The organism is Flavobacterium branchiarum (assembly GCF_030409845.1).
Classification (GTDB): Bacteria; Bacteroidota; Bacteroidia; order Flavobacteriales; family Flavobacteriaceae; genus Flavobacterium; species Flavobacterium branchiarum.
Genome location: NZ_JAUFQQ010000003.1, coordinates 543,928 through 565,222, shown reverse-complemented (window position 1 = coordinate 565,222; position 21,295 = coordinate 543,928). Strand labels below are relative to the sequence as shown.

The following is a 21,295-nucleotide window of genomic DNA, read 5'->3' as shown; positions in this document are numbered from 1 at the left end:
ATAGTCTCAGTAGAACTGAAAACTAAAAACTGCGACTGTAAAACTTTTTAATTAGCTACTTCGCTAATGAATTTAATTCGCATTAAGCGTAATTCATCTATATCATACTCTCCATCAAATTCTTTGAGAGCATCTTCTATTTTATCAGATTCTGATTCCATGAAGTATTCATGAATTTCTTGTTGCTGATCGTCATCAAGCATATCATCTACCCAATATTTAATATTAAGTTTTGTTCCTGAATATACGATTTGCTCCATTTCTTTAATCAAAGCATCCATCGTAAGTCCTTTTGCAGAAGCAATATCATTAAGTGATAGTTTACGATCGATGTTCTGGATTATGTATAATTTGTTTACTGAGTTTACTCCTGTAGATTTTACAACTAAATCATCTGGACGGATAATATCGTTCTCTTCTACATACCTATTTATTAAGGCTACAAAATCTCCTCCGTATTTTTTTGCTTTTCCTTCTCCTACTCCATGAATATTATACAATTCTGCAATAGAGATTGGATATTTCAAAGCCATATCCTCTAGTGATGGATCTTGAAACACTACAAATGGAGGAACTCCTAATTTCTTAGCTACTTTTTTTCTTAACTCTCGCAACATTCCCATCAAAACTTCATCGGCAGTACCTCCTGATTTTGATGCTGTCACAATTGCTTCGTCTTCGCTTTCGTTATATTCATGATCCTCAGACATCATAAACGAAACTGGTTTTTTAATAAAGTCCAATCCCGCTTTAGTAATTTTTATGATTCCGTAGGTTTCTATATCTTTTGACAAAAATCCTGCTACTAATACTTGACGAAGTAAAGCCATCCAGTATTTTTCATCATGATCTGAACCTGATCCAAAGTAAGATTGAGAATCGGTTCTATGTGCTTTTATAACTGCATTTACACGCCCTATTAATGTAAATACTATTTCTTTAGATTTGTAAATATGTTTTGTATCGCGAACTATCTCCAATAATTTCACCACTTGGTCTTTGGCTTCAATTTTTGTTTTCGGATTACGAACATTATCATCCATATCTGCTCCTTCGCCTGTTTCGCTGTCGAATTCTTCTCCGAAATAATGTAGCAAGAACTTTCTACGTGACATTGATGTTTCGGCGTAAGCCACCACTTCTTGCAATAAGGCAAAACCAATTTCTTGCTCAGCAACTGGCTTACCAGACATGAACTTTTCTAACTTTTCTACATCTTTATAGGAGTAGTATGCCAAACAATGTCCTTCACCACCATCTCGACCAGCACGACCTGTTTCTTGATAATAGCTTTCGAGTGATTTTGGAATATCATGATGAATTACAAAACGAACATCGGGTTTATCAATCCCCATTCCAAAAGCAATAGTTGCAACAACTACATCTACATCTTCCATAAGGAACATATCTTGATGTTTGGCTCTTGTTTTAGCATCTAATCCCGCATGATAAGGAACTGCACTAATACCATTTACTTGCAATACTTCGGCAACTGCTTCTACTTTTTTACGGCTTAAGCAATATATAATTCCAGATTTTCCTTTGTGTTGTTTTATAAACCGAATAATATCCGATTCTATATTTTTTGTTTTTGTACGAACTTCGTAGTATAAATTTGGTCTATTAAACGACGCTTTAAAAGTATTAGCGTCAGACATGTCAAGATTTTTTAAAATATCTTCTTGAACTTTTGGAGTAGCAGTTGCGGTAAGTCCAATAATTGGCACATCACCTAGCTGTTTAATAATATGTTTTAGATTTCTATATTCAGGTCTAAAATCATGTCCCCATTCTGAAATACAATGCGCTTCATCAATAGCAACGAATGAAATAGTAACATTTTGAAGAAACTGCACATATTCTTCTTTCGTTAAAGATTCGGGTGCAACATATAATAATTTAGTCAAACCAGAAGTAATGTCCTTTTTTACTTGGGCAATTTCTGTTTTGGTAAGTGAAGAATTCAGAACGTGAGCTATTCCATTTTCTGATGAAAGGCTCCGAATGGCATCTACCTGATTTTTCATTAAAGCAATTAAAGGAGATACAACTATCGCTGTTCCTTCCTGAATTAAAGCGGGTAATTGGTAGCAGAGTGATTTTCCTCCCCCAGTGGGCATAATAACAAAAGTATTTTTTTTATTGAGTATACTTTTTATAACCTCTTCTTGCAATCCCTTAAATTGGCTAAAGCCGAAATACTTCTTTAATTCTTTATGTATTTCAATTTCGTTTGAATTCATTCTTTATTTTATGGTATTTTGTATAAATTTGCATCAATAAAGATACAACTTTCTTTTACACTTACAAATTTTAACTATTCTGTTTTGATAACAAAAGAAAATATATTAGCAATCGCTAAAAAAACAATACTATCTGAAAGTGAGTCTATTGCGAAACTAATTGATTTTCTAGACGAAAATTTCACTCAAGCTGTTCAACAGATATACGAAACGAAAGGTCGATTAGTAGTCACAGGAATAGGAAAAAGCGCCATAATTGCACAAAAAATGGTTGCTACTTTTAACTCAACTGGAACCCCTTCATTATTCCTTCACGCTGCTGAGGCAATTCATGGTGATTTAGGAATGATCCAAAATGAAGACATTATTATTTGTATTTCAAAAAGCGGTAATAGTCCAGAAATTAAAGTTTTAGTTCCGCTATTGAAACGCTTTGGCAATACTCTAATTGCTATTACAGGGAATACAACTTCTTTTTTAGCAAAAGGGAGCGACCACGTCTTGAACACTACAGTTGACAAGGAAGCCTGCCCAATAAACCTAGCTCCTACTAGTAGCACTACTGCCCAACTTGTAATGGGAGATGCCCTTGCTATTTGCTTGATGGAAATGCGTGATTTTAAACCCGAAGATTTTGCTGTATACCACCCAGGAGGTGCATTAGGCAAAAAACTTTTACTTCGTGTGAAAGACATGATTGAACATTCGTTAAAACCAGCTGTTGCTCCGGATTCTTCAATCAAAAAAGTTATATTTGAAATATCAGAAAAACGACTTGGTGTAACAGCAGTTGTTGAGAATAATAAAATAATCGGAATTATCACTGATGGTGACATCCGAAGAATGCTAAACGACAGAGATACTTTTGCCGACTTAACCGCAATAGACATTATGACTAAAAATCCAAAAATGGTATCATCGGATACAATGGCTGTCGACGCCTTAAACATCTTAGAAGATTTCTCGATTACTCAATTAATTGTTTCTGACAATGGAGAATACAAGGGCGTACTACACTTACATGACATCTTAAAAGAAGGAATCGTATAATGGCAAATACAAAAAAATTAGGCGAAATGTCGTTTTTAGACCATTTAGAAGAACTAAGATGGTTGTTAGTTAGAAGTACAATTGCCATAATCGTAATGGCTTTTATAACTTATTTTATAAGTGATTATTTGTTCGATGTTATTATTTTCGGACCAACAAGACCCACTTTCTTTACGTATCAGTTTTTTTGTGAATTATCACATAAACTAGGATTTGCAGAGAATATTTGTATTACCGAAATGCCTTTTATCATTCAGAATACACAAATGGAAGGACAGGTAAATGTTTTTGTATGGATGTGTATCTTAGCGGGTTTCGTCTTGAGTTTCCCTTATATTTTATGGGAAATTTGGAAATTTATCAGCCCTGCGTTGTACGAGAAAGAACGTAAAAATGCTAAAATATTCATTTTTGTCTCCTCATTACTTTTCTTTATGGGAGTAATTTTTGGCTATTATGTAGTAATTCCAATGTCTGTAAATTTCGTTGCTACATTTACAGTGAGTGATATTGTAAAAAACCAATTTACCTTAGAATCTTATATTGGAATGGTAAAAACAAGTATTCTTGCTGGAGGACTTTTCTTTGAGCTGCCTATAATTATTTATTTCCTTACCAAATTAGGTTTAGTAACACCTGTTTTTTTAAGAAAGTACTGGAAATATGCCGTAATTATAATCTTAATTGTAGCAGCAATTGTAACACCTCCAGACGTTGTGAGCCAGACAATTGTAGCAGTACCAATGTTATTAATTTATGAATTGAGTATCTTTATTTCGGTACTTGTATATAAAAACCAAAACAAAGAAAAAAATGTCTGATATCATTCAAGAATTTAACGACTATCGTTCAAAAATGAACGAAAAATTATTAGCTGATAATAACAAAATTGTAAAACGAATTTTCAATTTAGACACTAATGCATACGCAGCAGGAGCTCTTGATGTAAAGACAAAAGAACTATTAGGCTTAGTCGCATCAGCAGTATTGCGTTGTGATGATTGTGTAAAATACCATCTTGAAACTAGTCATAAAGAAGGAGTTACCAAAGAAGAGATGATGGAAGCAATGGGAATAGCAACGTTAGTTGGCGGTACAATCGTTGTTCCTCACTTACGTAGAGCTTATGAATTTTGGGAAGCACTAGAAGAAACTAAATAATTGTTAATAGGTTTATCTGTTGATTCGTTTATTCGTTAATTTGTAGCGATTAAACGAATCAATTGTTTAAACGATTAAAGTAAGAAAATGAAATTAAGAGCCGATAATTTAATCAAAACCTATAAAGGACGTAGTGTCGTAAAAGGTATTTCTGTCGAGGTAAATCAAGGAGAAATAGTTGGTCTTTTAGGTCCAAATGGCGCTGGAAAAACCACTTCGTTTTACATGATTGTAGGATTGGTAAAACCTAACTCGGGTAATATTTATCTTGATGATTTAAATATCACTGATTACCCTATGTACAAAAGAGCACAACACGGAATTGGTTATTTGGCACAAGAAGCATCTGTTTTTAGAAAACTAAGCATTGAGGATAATATATTAAGCGTACTACAATTAACAAAATTATCCAAAGAGGAACAAGTTGCTAAAATGGAAAGCTTAATTGAAGAATTTAGCTTAGAACATATTCGTACCAACCGTGGAGATTTACTTTCGGGTGGAGAACGTCGTCGTACCGAAATTGCACGAGCTCTTGCTACTGACCCTAAATTTATCTTACTAGATGAACCTTTCGCTGGGGTTGACCCAGTTGCTGTAGAGGATATTCAACGTATTGTTGCTCAATTAAAAAATAAAAATATCGGAATCTTAATTACCGATCACAACGTTCAAGAAACTCTTGCTATTACTGATAAAACATATTTAATGTTTGAAGGTGGAATCCTTAAAGCTGGGGTCCCTGAGGAATTAGTAGAAGACGAAATGGTACGTCGTGTGTATCTAGGTCAGAACTTTGAACTACGTAAGAAGAAACTCGAGTTTTAAATAAGTATTCAGTCGCAGTTCAGTACTCGGTCGCAGTATACAGTCGCAGTGCCAACCTGAACTAAATAGAAGACAGTCGCAGATTTCAGTTTACAGTATTTTACTGAGACTGTAAACTGAGACTGTAAACTGAGACTGAAAACTAAAAACTTAATCCACTGTTATAAATTGTAATTGCTGTAGGTCTCCGTTATAGATATTTACATCTACTGTATGTTTAATTCCTGGCACAGTTGCTTTTTCTGTAAATTGCCAAAACAGCCAATCCTCCTCCATTTTTTCTCGGTAAAAATTATAATTGGCTATCCAAAAAAGATAATCATTAAATTCTTCTTTTAAGAAATCATCATAATAACTTTCGCCTGTATAAATTATTGGACGTACTTTATAATGTGCTTCCACTTTATCCAGCCATCTTCTCAATCCTTTTTTTAAATTATCTAGTGATTGATTTTTTGGCAATCTCTCAATATCTAAAACTGGAGGTAAATCGCCTGTTTCAAGTTTAACCGTTTTAATAAAAAGTTCTGCTTGCTCAATAGAATTTTCGTTTGGACGATAATAATGATACGCTCCACGAATTGTTTTATTCTTCTTAGCTCCTATCCAATTTCGTTCAAACCGATAGTCTTTTCTGTCTTTTCCAACAGTTGCTCTAATAAACACAAAATCTATAGGGTATTTTTGCTCTAAGGTATCGACGTAAGACCAACTAATTTTTCCTTGGTATTCGGAAACATCTAATCCGATCGATTTTCCTTTGTGATTTGCTAAAACCTGAAAATTTCTAGCATCTGAAAGGCGCTTATCATCTGTTTCTGTTTCAACAACTTTATCCGTTTTAAAACCAAAATAATAAGCCAAACCATTACGATAATGATAAACAGCTCCTAGAAAAAGACCTATAAAAATTGATACTATGAGAAACCGAAAAACGGTACCTAATGAACTACTTGATTTTGATTTTCGGTTTGAAGTTCGCTTCCTTTTAGTAACTTTTCTTTTCATTCAATAAAAAAACTACTTCTTAGAGAACTTATTGTTTATTACAGACAATAATACATAAGTAATAATCACCAACGGAATTCCTAGATATTTAAAGAAAATCAATAGTAATAATGAGAGTACTAAAAACCCTACTTGTAAAGCATTATCTTTTAAATTGAATTTTTTAATTTTCAATGCAAACAAAGGTATTTCGGCATTTAAGATATAAGCACTAAATAATGCTATTACTAATAAAATCCATTGATTCGTTAGAATTTCAAGAACCATCAATGAATCTGAATATTTTAACACTAAAGGCAAGCTCAAAATAAACAAAGCATTTGCAGGAGTTGGCAATCCAATAAACGAGTCTGTTTGACGTGTATCTATATTAAAATTTGCCAATCGATAGCAAGAACCTAAAGTAACTATGAATCCTAAAAAAGGGGTAAATACAGGTCCTAATATATCATGAGAGCTTGAACTACTAACAAACAAGCTGTACATTACATAACCTGGCACAACACCACTAGTAACCATATCTGCCAAAGAGTCTAACTGTAAACCAAGCGGACTTGATACTTTAAATAATCTAGCAAAAAAACCATCAAAAAAATCAAAAAATATTCCTAGACAAACAAAATAAAAGGCCATTTCATAATCTAATTTAGAAACAAAAACAACAGCTATGCATCCACAGAAAAGATTAATTAAAGTAATAGCATTAGGGACATGTTTTTTAATATTCATTGCAAATATATTTTTAAGTATGATTAACGACAAATTTACTATAATAACTGAATGCCTTGCACGTTTTCATTAGAGTTTTTTGCACAAAAGTGAGACTTTAGCATTATTTATTAAAAGGGATAAATAAGCTCAGTAAAATATTATATTTTTGATAAAAAAATTAAACAGACTTCGGTTTATAAAAATTAGCTCTTGAAGAAAATTTTATTGTTTTTACTGTTTTGTGTTTACACAACCAATTACAGCCAATCTGTTCGAAAATACTCTAATGAGTTTATGAATATTGGTGTCGATGCTGCCGCTCTCGCTATGTCGAGCGCAGTTGTTGCTTCTACCAAAGATGTAAATTCTGTTTACTGGAATCCAGCTGGATTAGCCAACCTCCAGGATCATCAAGTTGCTTTAATGCATGCTAATTATTTTGCCAATATTGCGCAATATGATTATATTGGTTATGCGAGTCCAATAGATGACCGAAGTGCATGGGGGATTTCATTAATTCGTTTTGGTGTAGATGACATCATGAATACTACTGAATTAATAGACAGTCAAGGAAATATTGATTACAATCGAATTAGTCTTTTTTCGACTGCCGATTATGGTTTTACTTTTTCGTATGCTAGAAAATTACCTGTTCCAGGATTTCAATATGGAGTAAATGCTAAAGTTATCCGTCGTATTATTGGAAAATTTGCTAACTCTTGGGGTTTTGGATTTGATTTAGGATTGCAATTTGATAAGAATGATTGGCATTTTGGCTTGATGATACGCGATATCACAACCACATATAATGTTTGGAATATTGACGAGAAAGAATACAAAAAAATATCGGATGCTATTCCTGGAGAAAATCAAGATTTACCCCAAAGTACTGAAATTACATTGCCAAAAGCTCAATTAGGTATTGCAAAGAAATTTATAATTAGATATGATTATAGTGTGCTAGTTGCTACAAATATGAATATGCGTTTTGAGAGAACAAAAGACATTGTTTCTAGTAACTTTGTAAGTGTTGATCCTGCATTAGGATTGGAGTTTGGTTATACTGACCTTGTTTTTTTGAGAGCTGGAGTAGGAAATTTTCAAAATGTAACACAATTAGACAATTCTGAGAAAGTAGGTTTTCAGCCTAACATCGGACTTGGTTTTAAATACAAAGGTATTCAGGTAGATTATGCTTTAACGGATTTAGGAAATCAGAGTGCCGCTTTATATTCAAATATATTCTCGCTTAAGGTAGATTTGGGCGTGTTTAGATAATAAAAACATCAAAAAGAGTTATTGATAATTCATTTAAAAAAATATTTATGAAAACGTATTCACTAAAAAAAACATTGTTACTGCTTTTATTTTTTGTGTTTATCAACAATAGTTTTGGACAAAGTCTTTTATTGTCTAAAGATGCTAATGTTAGTGTTATAACTTGTGGTACTGGTAATGAATCCTATTCTCTTTTTGGTCACACAGCTATCCGAATCAAAGATTCTATCAATGCTATTGACTTAGTATATAATTATGGAACTTTTGATTTTACTACTCCAAACTTTGTTGCAAGATTCACAAAAGGGGACTTACAATATTATGCTACCGTACACCCATATATCGATTTTATAAATGAATACGATAATGACAAACGAAGTGTTTACGAGCAAGAGTTGAATATTCCAGAAAATCTGAAACAAAAGCTATTCGATAACTTAAACAAAACACTTCTCTCAGAAGATAGATATTATACTTATAAATTTATTGATAAAAACTGTACTTCGATGGTTGTTGACGTTATCAACAAATCACTTAACGGAACAGTAATTACAAAAAAGGGAGATACAGATAAAACTTACCGAACAATTCTTTATCCTTATTTTGATGGTCATTTTTATGAAAAATTAGGTATCAGTATCATTTTTGGAAAAAAAGTAGATGAATTAGCAACAAAAATATTTTTACCTTTTGAGCTAAAAAACAGTTTAGCCAAAACATCTTTTCAAAATCATCCTCTAGTTAAAGAGACTAAGACTATTTTATCTTTTGATAAAGAGCCAATCCATTCTTGGTGGAATAATTGGTATACTTACATCATTGTATTGGCATTTATTATCTTCATAAATAAAAGAAGCATTGATAAAATTTACCTTTTAATAATGGGTTTATTAGGAGTGTTCTTTGTCTTTGTTGGTTTTTATTCCCTACACAAGGAATTAGAATTCAATTACAACGTGCTATTATTTAGCCCTTTTTTATTAGTTCTTTTGATTCTTAATCTTATGAAAAATAAAAAATGGACGTATCGTTTTTCATTAATACATCTAATTGCACTAATTACTTATGCATTATTTATGATTAACAAAGCGTCTTTCCTAATCGTTTTACCTTTAATTATAACTAGTGGAGTTGTTCTTGTACGTATTGCTATTAAAAATAAGAAACCAATACCTATCATTATATAATTATTGTCCTCTATAAAATAAAACTGTAGTGATGGTTTTAAAGGTAATACTCATATCAAGGAAAATGCTTCTGTGCTTGATATAATATAAATCATATTGTAGTTTTATTAAACTTTCTTCTAATGATTCTCCATAGGGATAATTTACCTGTGCCCAACCAGTAAGGCCTGGTTTTATAATATGTCTTGTTTCATAAAATGGCATAACTTGAGCAATTTCTTTCACGAAAAAAGGACGTTCTGGTCGTGGGCCTATAACTGCCATATCTCCTTTTATGACATTAATAAACTGAGGTAATTCATCAATTCTCGATCTACGCATCATTTTACCAAAAGGAGTTATTCGCACATCATTTGTACTAGTAAAAGTAACTCCTTTAGATTCGGAATTCTTTACCATTGTTCGGAACTTGTATATTTTAAAAACTGCCCCATCTTTCCCTATTCTTTCTTGAGTATAAAAAAGTTCTCCCCTGTTTCCTATGCAATTTCCAATAAAAATAAATGGTATTAAAATCAATCCCGTTAAGAGTCCAAACAAAGAAAAAACAAATTCAAAAAGACGTACAACCACTAAATACAACTTATTACTATTGCTACGACTAAATGGAAAGAAACGATAAAAGTCTCTTGCGATATATTGCAAGGCAATTCGTTGTGTCTTACTTTCGTATACTTGAGTATATTCTCTTATTATTTTACCCGACTCAAGTAAATATAATAATTGCTTATATAAACCAGCAGTAATTTCGTCTGTCTTTTGCGATGCAATAACAATTTCTGAAACGCCATTTTCAAGAACATAATTTTTTAACTCTTTCTTTTTAATCTCTTTAGTATACCGATATTCTATTGGATTTTTATTTGAAGCATCCAAGTTTACAAAGGCAATTATCTTATAATTAGGATCAACTTTCTCTAATCCTAGTACTAATTCTTCTAATTGGTCTTGCTCACATATTAAAACTACATTTTGAAAAAAACGATGCGAGGCAAGAAAGTAAACATAAAAAAAACGCCAAAAAAGAACAGCAAACAGTATCGTAAAATAGAATAGAATTATCGAAACTCTTTGTTTGGGTAATTCTGGTGATAAAACTGGGGTTAGCAAATAAACCAAAACTGTAATAGAAACAGTAATAACAGTACTTCTAAGGATTTGAAACTGATTACTTGCTACTTGCAAGTTATACATTTCGAAAATTAATCCAAAAGCATTGAGATATATTACCAATACAATTGCTCCAAGATAGTCCGTACTTAAAACATTAAAATAATGATAATCAAAAACGTGACCTAGAAAATACAATGCTGCTAAGACAAAAAAAGAATCAAAAAATCGAAGAAGGACTTTTCGTTCTGATATATCAAAATGAATTTTATTTTTTTGAGGCATTTAAATAATATCAATTATGTTGTATGATTAAATTTACTAAATTAAATCATACAAGAGAAAAGTAATATCAAATTAATAGTCTGGCATACTTATCATAAATACCAGCCTATTTTATGTAGCTATCGACTTTTATTCTTAATTACGTTAATAAGAGTTAATGCATACACGAATGCAGGCGCGGCTGTTCGCATAGCTGCATGATTAATTGTTAAAAGCCAAAAGGCATAAAATGATAAAAAGTACAGGTTGCTTGTGTTAGTATAATACAATACAAAAGGCATTATAAGAAGTATAAGTAATCCAGTTATTCCAAATACTCCATGCTCACTTAACAGGCGCGTTATTTCATTATGTGATGCAACATCTACTCCAAAAGCCTCTTTTCTATATTCTTTACCAAGACCTGCTCCAACTCCCATTATCGGATTCTCAAAAAAGGTTTTAATATCTACGGCAATAATAGCTTCTCTACCTCCTAACCTGTCTTTTTTGACTCTTCCTGCTGCATCTTTATTAGCATACCGCTTTTCTATCAATCCAGAAGTCTGCATATAAGTATAGGTCCAAATCCCAACTCCCATTATAGCAGTAATAGCAAATACTAAAGCAAGTTTAGAATTTACTTTTGTACTCGAATAAAAATACAGCAACAATAATAATATAATAATCATAACTACTCCAGTAATTACACCTCCTCTAGAAAAGGTTACAATTGCTCTATAGCTAATGACTAAAAGTAATGCTCCGTTTAGGATTAGCATTTTTTTTGTTTTTGAAAAGAGAATCAATTGCGTAAAAAACACAAACATTCCTAATCCTAAGATGGTAGAAACTTGGTTAGGTCCAAAACCGCCCGAAGTTTCAAAATTAGACTGTGTTCCTGTAACAACACTTTGTACACTAGGATTATACAAAAACAAATAGGTTGTAATTGAGATTATTGGTAATCCCATTGCAACTAGTATTTTTTGCAATTCTTGAAAGGTTATTGTTCTATTAAAAGTGTATATCGCACAAAAGGCTAAACAAAAGGGACCTGATAAATTAAAAACTAAAACTTTTTTCACTTCTACTGATAAAATAGGAGCAGTAGCTGTTAACAATATACCTGGAATTAATAACACCAAGAAAAACCAATATAGGAATGAGTTAATTTTAAAACTACTATAAGCCATCCCTAATATCATAAAAAAAACGACACTTAACTTAATGTACTCATTATTGAAATTGCCACCAGTCATTCTTAAAAAAACCTCAACTCCGACTAAATAAGCGGCTACTAAAAGTACTTCATTGTTTTTGTTCTTGGTTTTAAAAACTAAAAACATGCCAATGATTGGAATTAAAAGTGCGTAAATTTTAGAAGAGAAAGGCACAACAAAAACTACCAAAGCAATCAATGTGTGGATAAAAACTAATCTGTAATACGAAAAAAAAGTATTTTTCATAATTATAATCTGTTATAAGCTAAAATTAATTTCTGTACTACAACAACCTCTATATAATTTTCTAACACCACTTTTTTTAAATTCAATCCTAATTTATTTCTAAGCTCTGCATCTGAAATTAATTTAATTATCTGATCTTCCAACTCCAATATTTGTAAAGGATTAAATAGTAAACCTGAATTATTATTTTCAATTATTGAAGAACAATACCCTGCATTGGTTGAAACTACTGGCAAGGAGGCAAGTCCATATTCTAATAAAGTCAACGGAAAACCTTCTGCTGTCGAAGTTAAAACTCCTATTGTTCCTTGAGATAAAATAGAAGTAACATCATTTCTTGAATCATACAAATGAATATCATTTTCTAGAGCATGTTCTTTTATAAATATTTTTATTGAATCCGAATAATCATCTGAATAGTCTTTACCGATTAAATGTAAACTCCATCCTAAATTATTCAATTTTAAATTTTTAAACGCATTTAGCATTACACTATGATTTTTAGGCTCTTTTAAATTTGCTAAAAATAGTATTCGCTTATCCGCAACACCTTTTAAAGAAGGGTCATTTTCGTCATCGTTTGCATTTTTTATAAAATTAGGAATAAAATATACGTTTGAGCACAACATATTTTTTTTATTCCATTTTTCCAATAACGGATTAACTACAAAAATAGAGGAGAAAAAAGGAGACAACAGAATTAAATATCGGTTTTTAATCTGCGTTTCATCTATCCGTTTACCATAATGATCATGCCAAATAATTTTAATTTTGGGCAACGTGAATTTTAGTAAAACTGCAATAAGGAAAGAGGAACTGTGCGCATGAATAATAGTAACTTTATTATTTATAATGAACTTTCTAAGTTTTAAAATTGCTTTAAAATCTATTACCGATTTTCTATTTAAAAACAAATAAGAGACATCAGAATCAATTTGACTCTTAAGACCACCTTCTTTACGTGTTGCTACTAATCCTGAAAATTCAATCTTTTTGCCAAGGGCATTAGCAAAATTTACTGCCATTCGCTCTGCTCCACCAGCCTCTAATGAATCTATGATTTGCAAAACTCTCATGATTGCAGTATTTTTTTAATTTCAGCTTCAAAAATGTCTTTGGTGAATTGCTGTGACCATTCTGATGCTTTTATACTTTTATCTACAAAACACTTCTTATCTTCTATGATTGTTTCTAATTGGATTGTATCATTAGACAAATTCATATCTAATAAAACTCCTCTATTGCCATGATCTAACATAAATGGCACACATGAAACAGCTGTTACCACGGGAACACATCCCCAAAACATCCCCTCAGCAATGACTTTTGGCCAACCTTCACTTTTTGATGGTAGCAGTACAAAATGACTTTGTTGATATGCCTTTTTGATTGTTTCTTGATTTTGATTTCCTCTTAAAAAGATGTTCTTATCTAATTGATTATTTTGAATGTATTGCTCTAAAGCAGTTCTTTCAATACCATCACCGTATAAATTTAAAGTTACATTTTTTCCTTTTCTGATAAGTTGTTCAACTAGTTGTATCGCATAGAGCGGATTTTTTCCTGTAACTAAACTTCCAACAAAAACAAATTCTATAGTTTTATTACAATCTGGTTTTTGAATAGTTTCTTTTTCCTTTTCGGAATAGGTAGCCGTAAAAAAGGGTTTACAATTTTTAGATTGCTTCGTCCATTCTCCATAAACCAAAACCTGCATATTTTTAGTTAGGAGAGTATTAGTTAAAATATATTTTTGCAATTTGTATGTCCATGGTTGCTTACTCTTTGGATCCCAATTTCCTGCATATTTAGCAGTCTTTTTTTTGTTAGGGAAAAGAATTTGGGCAAAACACCCCAATAAGCCAATATTTCCTGGGCAACGTAAATGAATATGATCTGCATTTTTCATTGCCTTATAAATAATTTTCATGTTTACGAAAACACTATAAAATGAATTCAATACTGCTGAAACTGATTTAATATTAAAATCAATTAATTGAATTGGCGGAAGCATGTTAAATGGAACTTCTGAAATTAACAGGCCTTCATCTGTTTTCCAAATAGGGGCACAAAATTGTACTTCATCTACATAGTGACTCCAAATCTTAATTTCGTTTATATAAGGGCTATATGCATACCATTTATCATGAGATGCTATTAAGGGAGCAGAGGATATGATAAGTAATTTCATTAAATATAGCCCTCCGAACCTTTATCTGAAATTCTAATAGCTGGTACACCTAATACAACTCCATTATCAAGAACATTTGAATTCACAAATGTATTTGCTCCAATTAGAACATTATTACCTACAGTAATTCTCCCCACAACAGTCGCATTTGCTCCTATATAAACATTATTTCCAATCATAGGTACTCCACGTTTTTCTCCAAGCCCTGAAACCCCTATTGTGACTCCTTGTGAGAGATTACAATTATTACCTATTATAGCTTTACTGTTCAGTATTATACCTCCAAAATGACCTATATAAAAAGATCCTCCGATTTTAATTGATGCAGGTAAAGAAATACCCGTTAAGATTTCAATTGTTTTTTGCCATAATAAACAACCAAATAATAGAAACTGTCTTATTCCAATTATTTTTACATTTCTATAAATAAAATTGGCAATACGATATTGAAATATTGCCCAAAAACTTTGGGTAAGAAATAAGATGACAAAAAAATTGCCTCCATATTTTTTATACTTTTTATAATCTGATTCTATCAATTGAAATAAATTCATATAGCTTTTGTCTTTACTCATTTAATTCACTAATCAAAAAATATTACTGGTTAATCACTGATTGATAAAAATAAATATTCTGAGAAACAACAGGACTCAGTCCATATTTTTCAAGTACAAACTCTCTTGCCTTTTCCCCTATCTCTTTTGCTTTGTTTTGGTTTGAAAAAACCCAAATGATTTTCTCGGCTATATCTTCGGGATTATGTGGATCGCATAATAATCCAGTTTTATAATCTTCTATTGTTTCTGCACCTGGTCCTAACTTTGTAAAAACAACTGGTCTTTCCATTGCCATAGCTTCTGGGGCTACTAAGCCTTGAGTTTCTATATGAGATGGGAAAACACATACAGAAGCTTTTTCATAAATTTCAGGTAAATCTGTATGTGAAACTGCTCCTTGAAAATGAATATCTTTTGCAATCTCTCCTAATCTAGAAAACTCTTCTTCTTTAAGTGATTGAATATAAGAACTTCCATCTAAAAAAAACCAATCTCTACCATATATTTCTAATATAGCTTCAGGATATGTTTTTTTTACTAGCGGGAACGCCTGTATTAATTGACGAATTCCTTTTTTTTCGCAAACGGTACCGACAAAAACAATTTTGGCTTTAGCTAAATACTTTTCATTGGGTTGAAAAATTTTACTATTTATCGGATTATTAATATAGCCTAGTGGCTTATCATGATAGCTTAGATACTTCTCGGTATGATTTTTTACATATTGAGAAACTGCTATAAAACCATCACTGTTTTTGAAAGATCTTTTTTCTTGAAATCCTTTCCATTTATTAATTCCTCTGTTTTCTCCTTCTGCAAAAAAATGATGCCCCCCATGCAGTCTGATTATATATTTAATATCTTTTATTTTGGATATAAAAGCCAGACCTAATTCTGAAGTTTCTACAATATTTATGGGATGCTCTTTATGGACTTCTTTTATTTTATTATTAATTACTTTAAAATTAAAATGCCAAGAGATCATTTTTACGGTATTCTTTTTAAGGCGATGGACATGAACTCCATCTACAATTACAGCTTCATTATTTGAGGTATAATTCAACCCTATCACTGAAACTCTGATTCCTTTATCGATTAATGCTACAGCCAAAGTTTTCACAAAGCTTCCTATTCCCCCATGTGGAAAGCCTTCTTTTGGATATTCATTTGTTAGGAAACAGATGTGCATTTTAGTCCGAATTAATAATTGCTTTTATTTTAATCGAAGAATTTTTATAATCTTCTAGAACAATATCTCTCCATACAATCATATCTGAGCTACAGTTCTTATCTAGGGTTAATTTTTCTACAATTTCTTCTTTGCTATCGAGCCAAATCACAGCGTTTTTATTGGGCATGCTTCTGAAATGTTGAAATTGATAAATCGTTTTAATTGACCAATTTTTTACTTTTTTATTTTGTTGCTCATAATTAATAAACACACATGGTTTATTAAACATTGCAAAGTCAAAAGCCATTGTAGATCCTACATTTACAACTATATCAGAATAAAAAGCAGTGCTGACAAGTAGTTTGACATCTTCGGCAGAAGGATAAATAGCATTCCATTCTTTTGATGAATTAAAACACCACAAAGGAGCTGCCTCTTTGATAAAGTTACTGTATTTTTTTACTACCGAATCGAATCTTCCTGAAAAATCTACTGGACATCTTCTTAACAAAATTTGATATTTATCCTGCAGGTTGGCTTTAATTAATTCTGTGGCGATATCTTCTAAATAACTTGGATCATCAGGAGAGGTTTTAGTATCATCACCCGAGAAACAAATGATTCTTTTATTTGGATCTAAATTATATCTTCTATAAAAAATCTCTTTATCAATTATATTTTCCTCGTTTTCATAGAACTCAAATTGTGGGGTTCCAGTAACATAAATACTACTTGAAGGAATTTCTGGATAATACATCCTCAATTCCTTTTTCATATAATCTGACCATACTAAATAAGCATTTGCTCGTAAGGCCATACGCGCTTTAGGCAAGTTATCCCAAGAGTAAATTACTGTTGTAGTTTTGATTCCTAGATCTGAAGCAACAGCAAAAATTGTAGCTGCTTTAAGAGCTCGTTGGTGGGAACAAAAAATAGTCTTTGGTTTATTTTTTATTAAGATCTCTTTTACCTCATCATAGAAACTATTTTGACGAATAGCCTTTTGATATTTTTCTTCTAATTTTAAAATGCTAGAATACTTCTTAAAGAAAGGAGCCAGTAGCTCAATTATCTTATAGAATGTTTTTTTGGAAATACTTTTATGGCTCCAATTCCAATTAGTCAATACAGATTCATTGTTAACTAATTGGGTATTATATCGTAATCTCGAGAGACAGATTAATTCTCTTAAAAACTTCTCTTTTGTAGATTCTCTGTAATTAGGAATGGTGATTTCGTCATTAATTACTGTATTGCTTTTTATTGCATTCACAGTTTCGGAGTCAAAATTATGAAACAACACTAAATCCTTGTCTGTATCCTTAAATACATTAGAATAAAGGTAATTCCTAATTCCGACTCCATCTGGGAAGAGTAAAAAAATCTTATTTTTTTCCATTCAAAAAATCAATAAATACTATTAATTTAATAAACCTACAAATCCAGCATTCCTCTCGAAAATTATATTTCGTTAGTTTTTAATAAAAAGATTAGTTAAGTTGAAAGCAGCTCATAAAGAGTAGTTTATAAAAAAGGAAATCGTTTTCGGTAACGATTTAGTAATGGTGCTAATTGCATACATTCTCATTCATTTTCCTTGTAACAACATTACAAATGTAGAAAAATCTTTCCCAAGTTGGGAAGAACTTGGGAAAGATTCTCATTTTTAATAACAAAGTTTGTGATTTAAATCAGGAAAACCAGATTTTAAAATCTGGTTTTCCAGTAAAAAATACGGACTATGAAATACTCTTTACAAAATATCATTTTAGAGATACACAAGAAAGAAGATAAGGTTTCATCACAAAACAAAAGTCTGATTGATGAGGCACATGAAATGATGTTATATCTCCAAGACTTATTGCTATCAGTCAAAAAGTTAATTGCTGAAGAGAAATTTAAAAATGACGCAGAGGAGATTAATTTCTTTCGCAATACAAAACCGCAGATACTCGGGAGATTGATTTACTATAATAAGGTTTATCGTACCGAAACGGCCTGTCCAGTTAGTAATGGTAAAATGTATAACAACTACTTTTCTAAACAGTTGACTAACCTGAAGCGGGAGTATATTGAGCATATATGTAATTCCGATTTCTATAGGTATTACCGCTCGGGAAGAACAGATCGCGATAACTCATACTTTAAACGAGGCAATATAAACTATCACGATGGATTAAACAGCATTGTATTCGAAATGGATCCATCTTTTTCAACATTTTTCGACTATAAAGTTTCTAGAATTATTGCGAATGAATTACTCTATTCGTACCTGCTTACAAAAATCAATCCCGATGAAAACCCTGATCTGATTTTGCAAAACTCGGAAAGTTACAAAGATATATTCTGGACGGACAGTAAAAATTCTCTTATTGAGCTAATTTATGCCCTCCATGCTTCGGGGGCTATTTCACACGGCAAGATTGGTATCCGAAAAATAAGCCTAATGTTCCAAATACTTTTCCGGATCCCATTAAATGATCTACATCATGCTTTCCACCGAATGAAAACAAGGGCAGGTTCCCGAACGGCATTTTTAGACCAACTCAAAATATCCCTTGAAGAGTATATGGATAAAGACCTTTAACCACTTCAATACAGTAATTTAAAAGCAGTACCCAAACCGTACTGCTTTTTCTTTGCCCATATATGCCAATTGGCAAATGTTGGAAAAATTCCTTCACAAACTCCCTCCAATACATTTAAACCCTTATCAAACAAGGGGTTTCCCTGTTTGCAGAAATTTTCAAAAAACTGCCAAACCAATTGGCGAGGCTTGGCAGACAAACACTGCCACCCTAAGCAATTTTGCATAGTGAACTTTAAATGCTTTGCAATGAAAATTATAACGATTGAAGAAGAAGCATGGCAACAGCTAAACAGCCGTATCAATGCCATTGCCGATTACCTGAAAAGACAGGAAGATAAAAGCTATGATGACCTGTGGTTAAATAACCACGAGGTATGCCAATACCTGCACATCAGCGAGAAAACATTGTGGCGTATGCGTACCAAGGGTGAAATAGCCTATTCCAAAATGTATGGTCAATATTTCTACACAATTGGGGCAATTAAGGAAATGCTTAACTCCAATGCGATACAAAGCAGCGATGAGTTTGTGCAGGAGCTTATGGCAAAAGGCAAAAGCTATATTGAGAAAGGCAGAAAGCTAAAAACAGATAAAAAATAGGTATGAACCCTCAAAAAGTATATTCCTATGAATATTGACAGAATGGAATTTTTGGCGTGGATGGAACGCCTTATGGGTCGCCTCGATATGTTGGGCGACAATATAGACGAGTTGCAAAAGAAACGTAACAGCATAGACGGCGAAGAATTGCTCGATAATCAGGACTTGCTGCAAATGCTAAAAATCAGCAACCGTTCCCTGCAACGGTATCGCTCCATCGGTAAACTACCCTATTATACTATTAGCGGTAAACTGTATTACAAGCTGTCCGATGTGCATCAGTTCATAAGGGAAAGTTTTAACCCTCCTGCAAAATGAACGCCAATAAGTGACAAACACTGCCTTTGAGTGCCACTTCGGGCAATGCAGTGAACGCTTCCTTTACATTGGGCGGTAAACTTTTAAAATTTTCAGATTATGAGTGAAGAACCCACAAACAAACAGGAAATGCCCGAACAGTTATCGGACATATTATTGGTGCTGGATAAAGAAAAAATGAAAATCCAAGCCGTAAAGAGCATAGACGAGAACGGGAAAATGGAAACCGTTGAACCCACAAAGAAAAACCAAAATCAGTTTATGCGTGTGGATAAGAGTGGCGATTTCTTTTCCAACTTCTTTTCCAATTTTTTCAGCCAACTAAAGAACCCTACCAATTTTTCATTTTTCAAAGTGCCTGCACCTATCGCCGTTGAGAAAGCACAGGAAATGCAAAAGCAGGTAGATAAGCCAACTCCCGAAGGCGAAAAAGTGATGAAAGAACACGAGGTAAAAACGGAACCTCAACAGGATAAAAAACAAGAAAATCAAAAAAATATGGAAACAGCACAGACAACGCCGGATGTAAGCGAATACCGCTACAAGCCGGAGCAGATTGATTGGGATACAATGACCAATCTCGGATTAAGCAAGGAATACCTTGAAAAGAGAAACCTGCTTGAACCTTTATTGAAAGGTTATAAAACCAATGAACTCGTACCGATAGGGGTTAATCTTGGAGGTACTATTCTCCGCACAGATGCCCGACTGTCATTACAGCAAGCCGAAGACGGAAAAATTGTTGTGGGAATACACGGCATCAAAAAAGAGCCTAATCTGCATTTTGAGTTTTTTGGACACAAATTTACGGATGAGGACAAGAAAAACCTGCTTGAAACGGGCAATATGGGACGGGTGGTTGATTTGAAAAATACCAAGACAGGAGAATTGATGCCGTCCATTATCAGTATAGACAGGCTGACAAACGATGTAATTGCACTGCGAACGGATTTCATAAAAATTCCCGATGAAATTAAGGGCGTGAAATTGGACGATGCCCAAAAGCAAACCTTAATGGAGGGTAAGCCCTTAAAGTTAGACGGTATGATTTCTACTAAAGGAACGGAGTTCACGGCAACTGTACAGTTCAATGCAGACAAGCGTTATGTTGAGTTCCTGTTTGACCGCAATAATTCCAACAGGCAAACCCAAAGCAACGGGCAAAGTAACCAGCAAAGCCAGCCGCAGGAAGCTCCAAAAACATTCAGAGGCAAGGAACTGACCGATGAGCAGCATAAGGATTTCAAAGCCGGGCAGACGGTTTACATTGACGGATTGAGGGATAAAAAAGGGCAACCATATCAGGGTTATATCACTTTCAACAAGGAAACAGGAAAAACCGACTTTGCCTTTCCAAACCAGGTTAAGGCTCAGGCAAAACCTGCCGAAACTAATAAAACGCAAGTTGCCGTTAATTCGGAGGGAAAGACCAACGAAGCGACAAAAAATATCAACGAGCCTTTGAAATCGGGGCAACAAACACCTAAAAACAAACAACAGCAGGAACAACAGGAAAAGCCTAAAGCACCTGCAAAATCCAAAGTCAGAAAAATGTAGTG

The 21,295-nt window shown here is 32.8% G+C and carries 20 protein-coding genes; 10 read left to right on the top strand and 10 right to left on the bottom strand.

Annotated elements, in window-relative coordinates; all coding sequences use genetic code 11:
- Positions 1 to 47: 47 nt before the first annotated feature.
- Entirely contained in the window at positions 48 to 2,243 is a 2,196-nt protein-coding gene (gene recQ, locus QWY99_RS02965; RefSeq protein ID WP_290261191.1) for a DNA helicase RecQ, read from the bottom strand.
- A gap of 84 nt (positions 2,244 to 2,327) precedes the next feature.
- On the opposite strand from recQ, the gene QWY99_RS02960 reads away from it, so the two are divergent.
- The 4 genes from QWY99_RS02960 (at position 2,328) to lptB (ending at position 5,282) form a co-directional block, all read left to right on the top strand.
- Positions 2,328 to 3,293 (top strand): KpsF/GutQ family sugar-phosphate isomerase, encoded by a 966-nt coding sequence (locus QWY99_RS02960; RefSeq protein ID WP_290261189.1) that lies wholly within the window; start codon positions 2,328 to 2,330, stop codon positions 3,291 to 3,293.
- Positions 3,293 to 4,114 carry a twin-arginine translocase subunit TatC gene (tatC, locus tag QWY99_RS02955; protein ID WP_290261187.1) on the top strand — a complete coding sequence of 274 codons (822 nt, stop codon included), beginning with the start codon at positions 3,293 to 3,295 and terminating at the stop codon, positions 4,112 to 4,114. Before QWY99_RS02960 ends, tatC begins: the two co-directional genes overlap by 1 nt.
- Positions 4,107 to 4,454 (top strand): carboxymuconolactone decarboxylase family protein, encoded by a 348-nt coding sequence (locus tag QWY99_RS02950; RefSeq protein ID WP_290261185.1) that lies wholly within the window; start codon positions 4,107 to 4,109, stop codon positions 4,452 to 4,454. Before tatC ends, QWY99_RS02950 begins: the two co-directional genes overlap by 8 nt.
- A gap of 87 nt (positions 4,455 to 4,541) precedes the next feature.
- Positions 4,542 to 5,282, top strand: a complete 741-nt coding sequence (gene lptB / locus QWY99_RS02945; protein ID WP_290261183.1) for an LPS export ABC transporter ATP-binding protein — start codon at positions 4,542 to 4,544, stop codon at positions 5,280 to 5,282.
- A gap of 150 nt (positions 5,283 to 5,432) precedes the next feature.
- On the opposite strand, the gene QWY99_RS02940 is transcribed toward lptB, so the two are convergent.
- Together QWY99_RS02940 and QWY99_RS02935 are read right to left on the bottom strand one after the other, a co-directional pair.
- Positions 5,433 to 6,290, bottom strand: a complete 858-nt coding sequence (locus QWY99_RS02940; protein WP_290261181.1) for a glycoside hydrolase family 25 protein — start codon at positions 6,288 to 6,290, stop codon at positions 5,433 to 5,435.
- Positions 6,291 to 6,302: 12 nt separating this feature from the next.
- Complete coding sequence (locus QWY99_RS02935) at positions 6,303 to 7,019, bottom strand: CDP-alcohol phosphatidyltransferase family protein (RefSeq protein ID WP_290261179.1); 717 nt, start codon at positions 7,017 to 7,019, stop codon at positions 6,303 to 6,305.
- A 192-nt stretch (positions 7,020 to 7,211) separates the two neighbouring features.
- Between QWY99_RS02935 and QWY99_RS02930 the strand changes: the two genes are divergently transcribed.
- Complete coding sequence (locus tag QWY99_RS02930; RefSeq protein ID WP_446681940.1) at positions 7,212 to 8,279, top strand: putative type IX sorting system protein PorV2; 1,068 nt, start codon at positions 7,212 to 7,214, stop codon at positions 8,277 to 8,279.
- Between the two features lie 47 nt (positions 8,280 to 8,326).
- Positions 8,327 to 9,466, top strand: a complete 1,140-nt coding sequence (locus tag QWY99_RS02925; RefSeq protein WP_290261177.1) for a lipoprotein N-acyltransferase Lnb domain-containing protein — start codon at positions 8,327 to 8,329, stop codon at positions 9,464 to 9,466.
- Here the strand turns inward: QWY99_RS02925 and QWY99_RS02920 are convergent, their stop codons facing one another.
- The 7 genes from QWY99_RS02920 to QWY99_RS02890 form a co-directional block, all read right to left on the bottom strand.
- The gene (locus QWY99_RS02920) at positions 9,467 to 10,861 is read right to left on the bottom strand and encodes an exopolysaccharide biosynthesis polyprenyl glycosylphosphotransferase (protein ID WP_290261175.1); all 1,395 of its coding nucleotides are present in this window, start codon (positions 10,859 to 10,861) and stop codon (positions 9,467 to 9,469) included.
- A gap of 119 nt (positions 10,862 to 10,980) precedes the next feature.
- Complete coding sequence (locus QWY99_RS02915) at positions 10,981 to 12,309, bottom strand: O-antigen ligase family protein (RefSeq protein WP_290261173.1); 1,329 nt, start codon at positions 12,307 to 12,309, stop codon at positions 10,981 to 10,983.
- A gap of 2 nt (positions 12,310 to 12,311) precedes the next feature.
- Positions 12,312 to 13,385 carry a glycosyltransferase gene (locus tag QWY99_RS02910; protein ID WP_290261170.1) on the bottom strand — a complete coding sequence of 358 codons (1,074 nt, stop codon included), beginning with the start codon at positions 13,383 to 13,385 and terminating at the stop codon, positions 12,312 to 12,314.
- Positions 13,382 to 14,500, bottom strand: coding sequence for a glycosyltransferase family 4 protein (locus QWY99_RS02905; RefSeq protein WP_290261168.1), 1,119 nt, complete (start codon positions 14,498 to 14,500; stop codon positions 13,382 to 13,384). The genes QWY99_RS02910 and QWY99_RS02905 overlap by 4 nt, the downstream gene beginning before the upstream one ends.
- Positions 14,500 to 15,075 (bottom strand): serine O-acetyltransferase, encoded by a 576-nt coding sequence (locus QWY99_RS02900; protein ID WP_290261166.1) that lies wholly within the window; start codon positions 15,073 to 15,075, stop codon positions 14,500 to 14,502. Before QWY99_RS02900 ends, QWY99_RS02905 begins: the two co-directional genes overlap by 1 nt.
- A 22-nt stretch (positions 15,076 to 15,097) precedes the next feature.
- On the bottom strand, positions 15,098 to 16,246 hold the full coding sequence (locus QWY99_RS02895) for a glycosyltransferase family 4 protein (protein ID WP_290261163.1): 1,149 nt from the start codon (positions 16,244 to 16,246) through the stop codon (positions 15,098 to 15,100).
- A 1-nt stretch (position 16,247) separates the two neighbouring features.
- Positions 16,248 to 17,627 (bottom strand): hypothetical protein, encoded by a 1,380-nt coding sequence (locus QWY99_RS02890; RefSeq protein ID WP_290261161.1) that lies wholly within the window; start codon positions 17,625 to 17,627, stop codon positions 16,248 to 16,250.
- A gap of 342 nt (positions 17,628 to 17,969) precedes the next feature.
- Between QWY99_RS02890 and QWY99_RS02885 the strand changes: the two genes are divergently transcribed.
- The 4 genes from QWY99_RS02885 (at position 17,970) to QWY99_RS02870 (ending at position 21,293) form a co-directional block, all read left to right on the top strand.
- Positions 17,970 to 18,815, top strand: coding sequence for an RteC domain-containing protein (locus tag QWY99_RS02885; protein WP_290261159.1), 846 nt, complete (start codon positions 17,970 to 17,972; stop codon positions 18,813 to 18,815).
- A gap of 249 nt (positions 18,816 to 19,064) precedes the next feature.
- On the top strand, positions 19,065 to 19,418 hold the full coding sequence (locus QWY99_RS02880; protein ID WP_290261158.1) for a helix-turn-helix domain-containing protein: 354 nt from the start codon (positions 19,065 to 19,067) through the stop codon (positions 19,416 to 19,418).
- A 27-nt stretch (positions 19,419 to 19,445) separates the two neighbouring features.
- Positions 19,446 to 19,736, top strand: coding sequence for a helix-turn-helix domain-containing protein (locus QWY99_RS02875; RefSeq protein WP_290261155.1), 291 nt, complete (start codon positions 19,446 to 19,448; stop codon positions 19,734 to 19,736).
- Between the two features lie 99 nt (positions 19,737 to 19,835).
- Positions 19,836 to 21,293, top strand: coding sequence for a DUF3945 domain-containing protein (locus tag QWY99_RS02870; protein ID WP_290261153.1), 1,458 nt, complete (start codon positions 19,836 to 19,838; stop codon positions 21,291 to 21,293).
- Positions 21,294 to 21,295 lie beyond the last annotated feature (2 nt).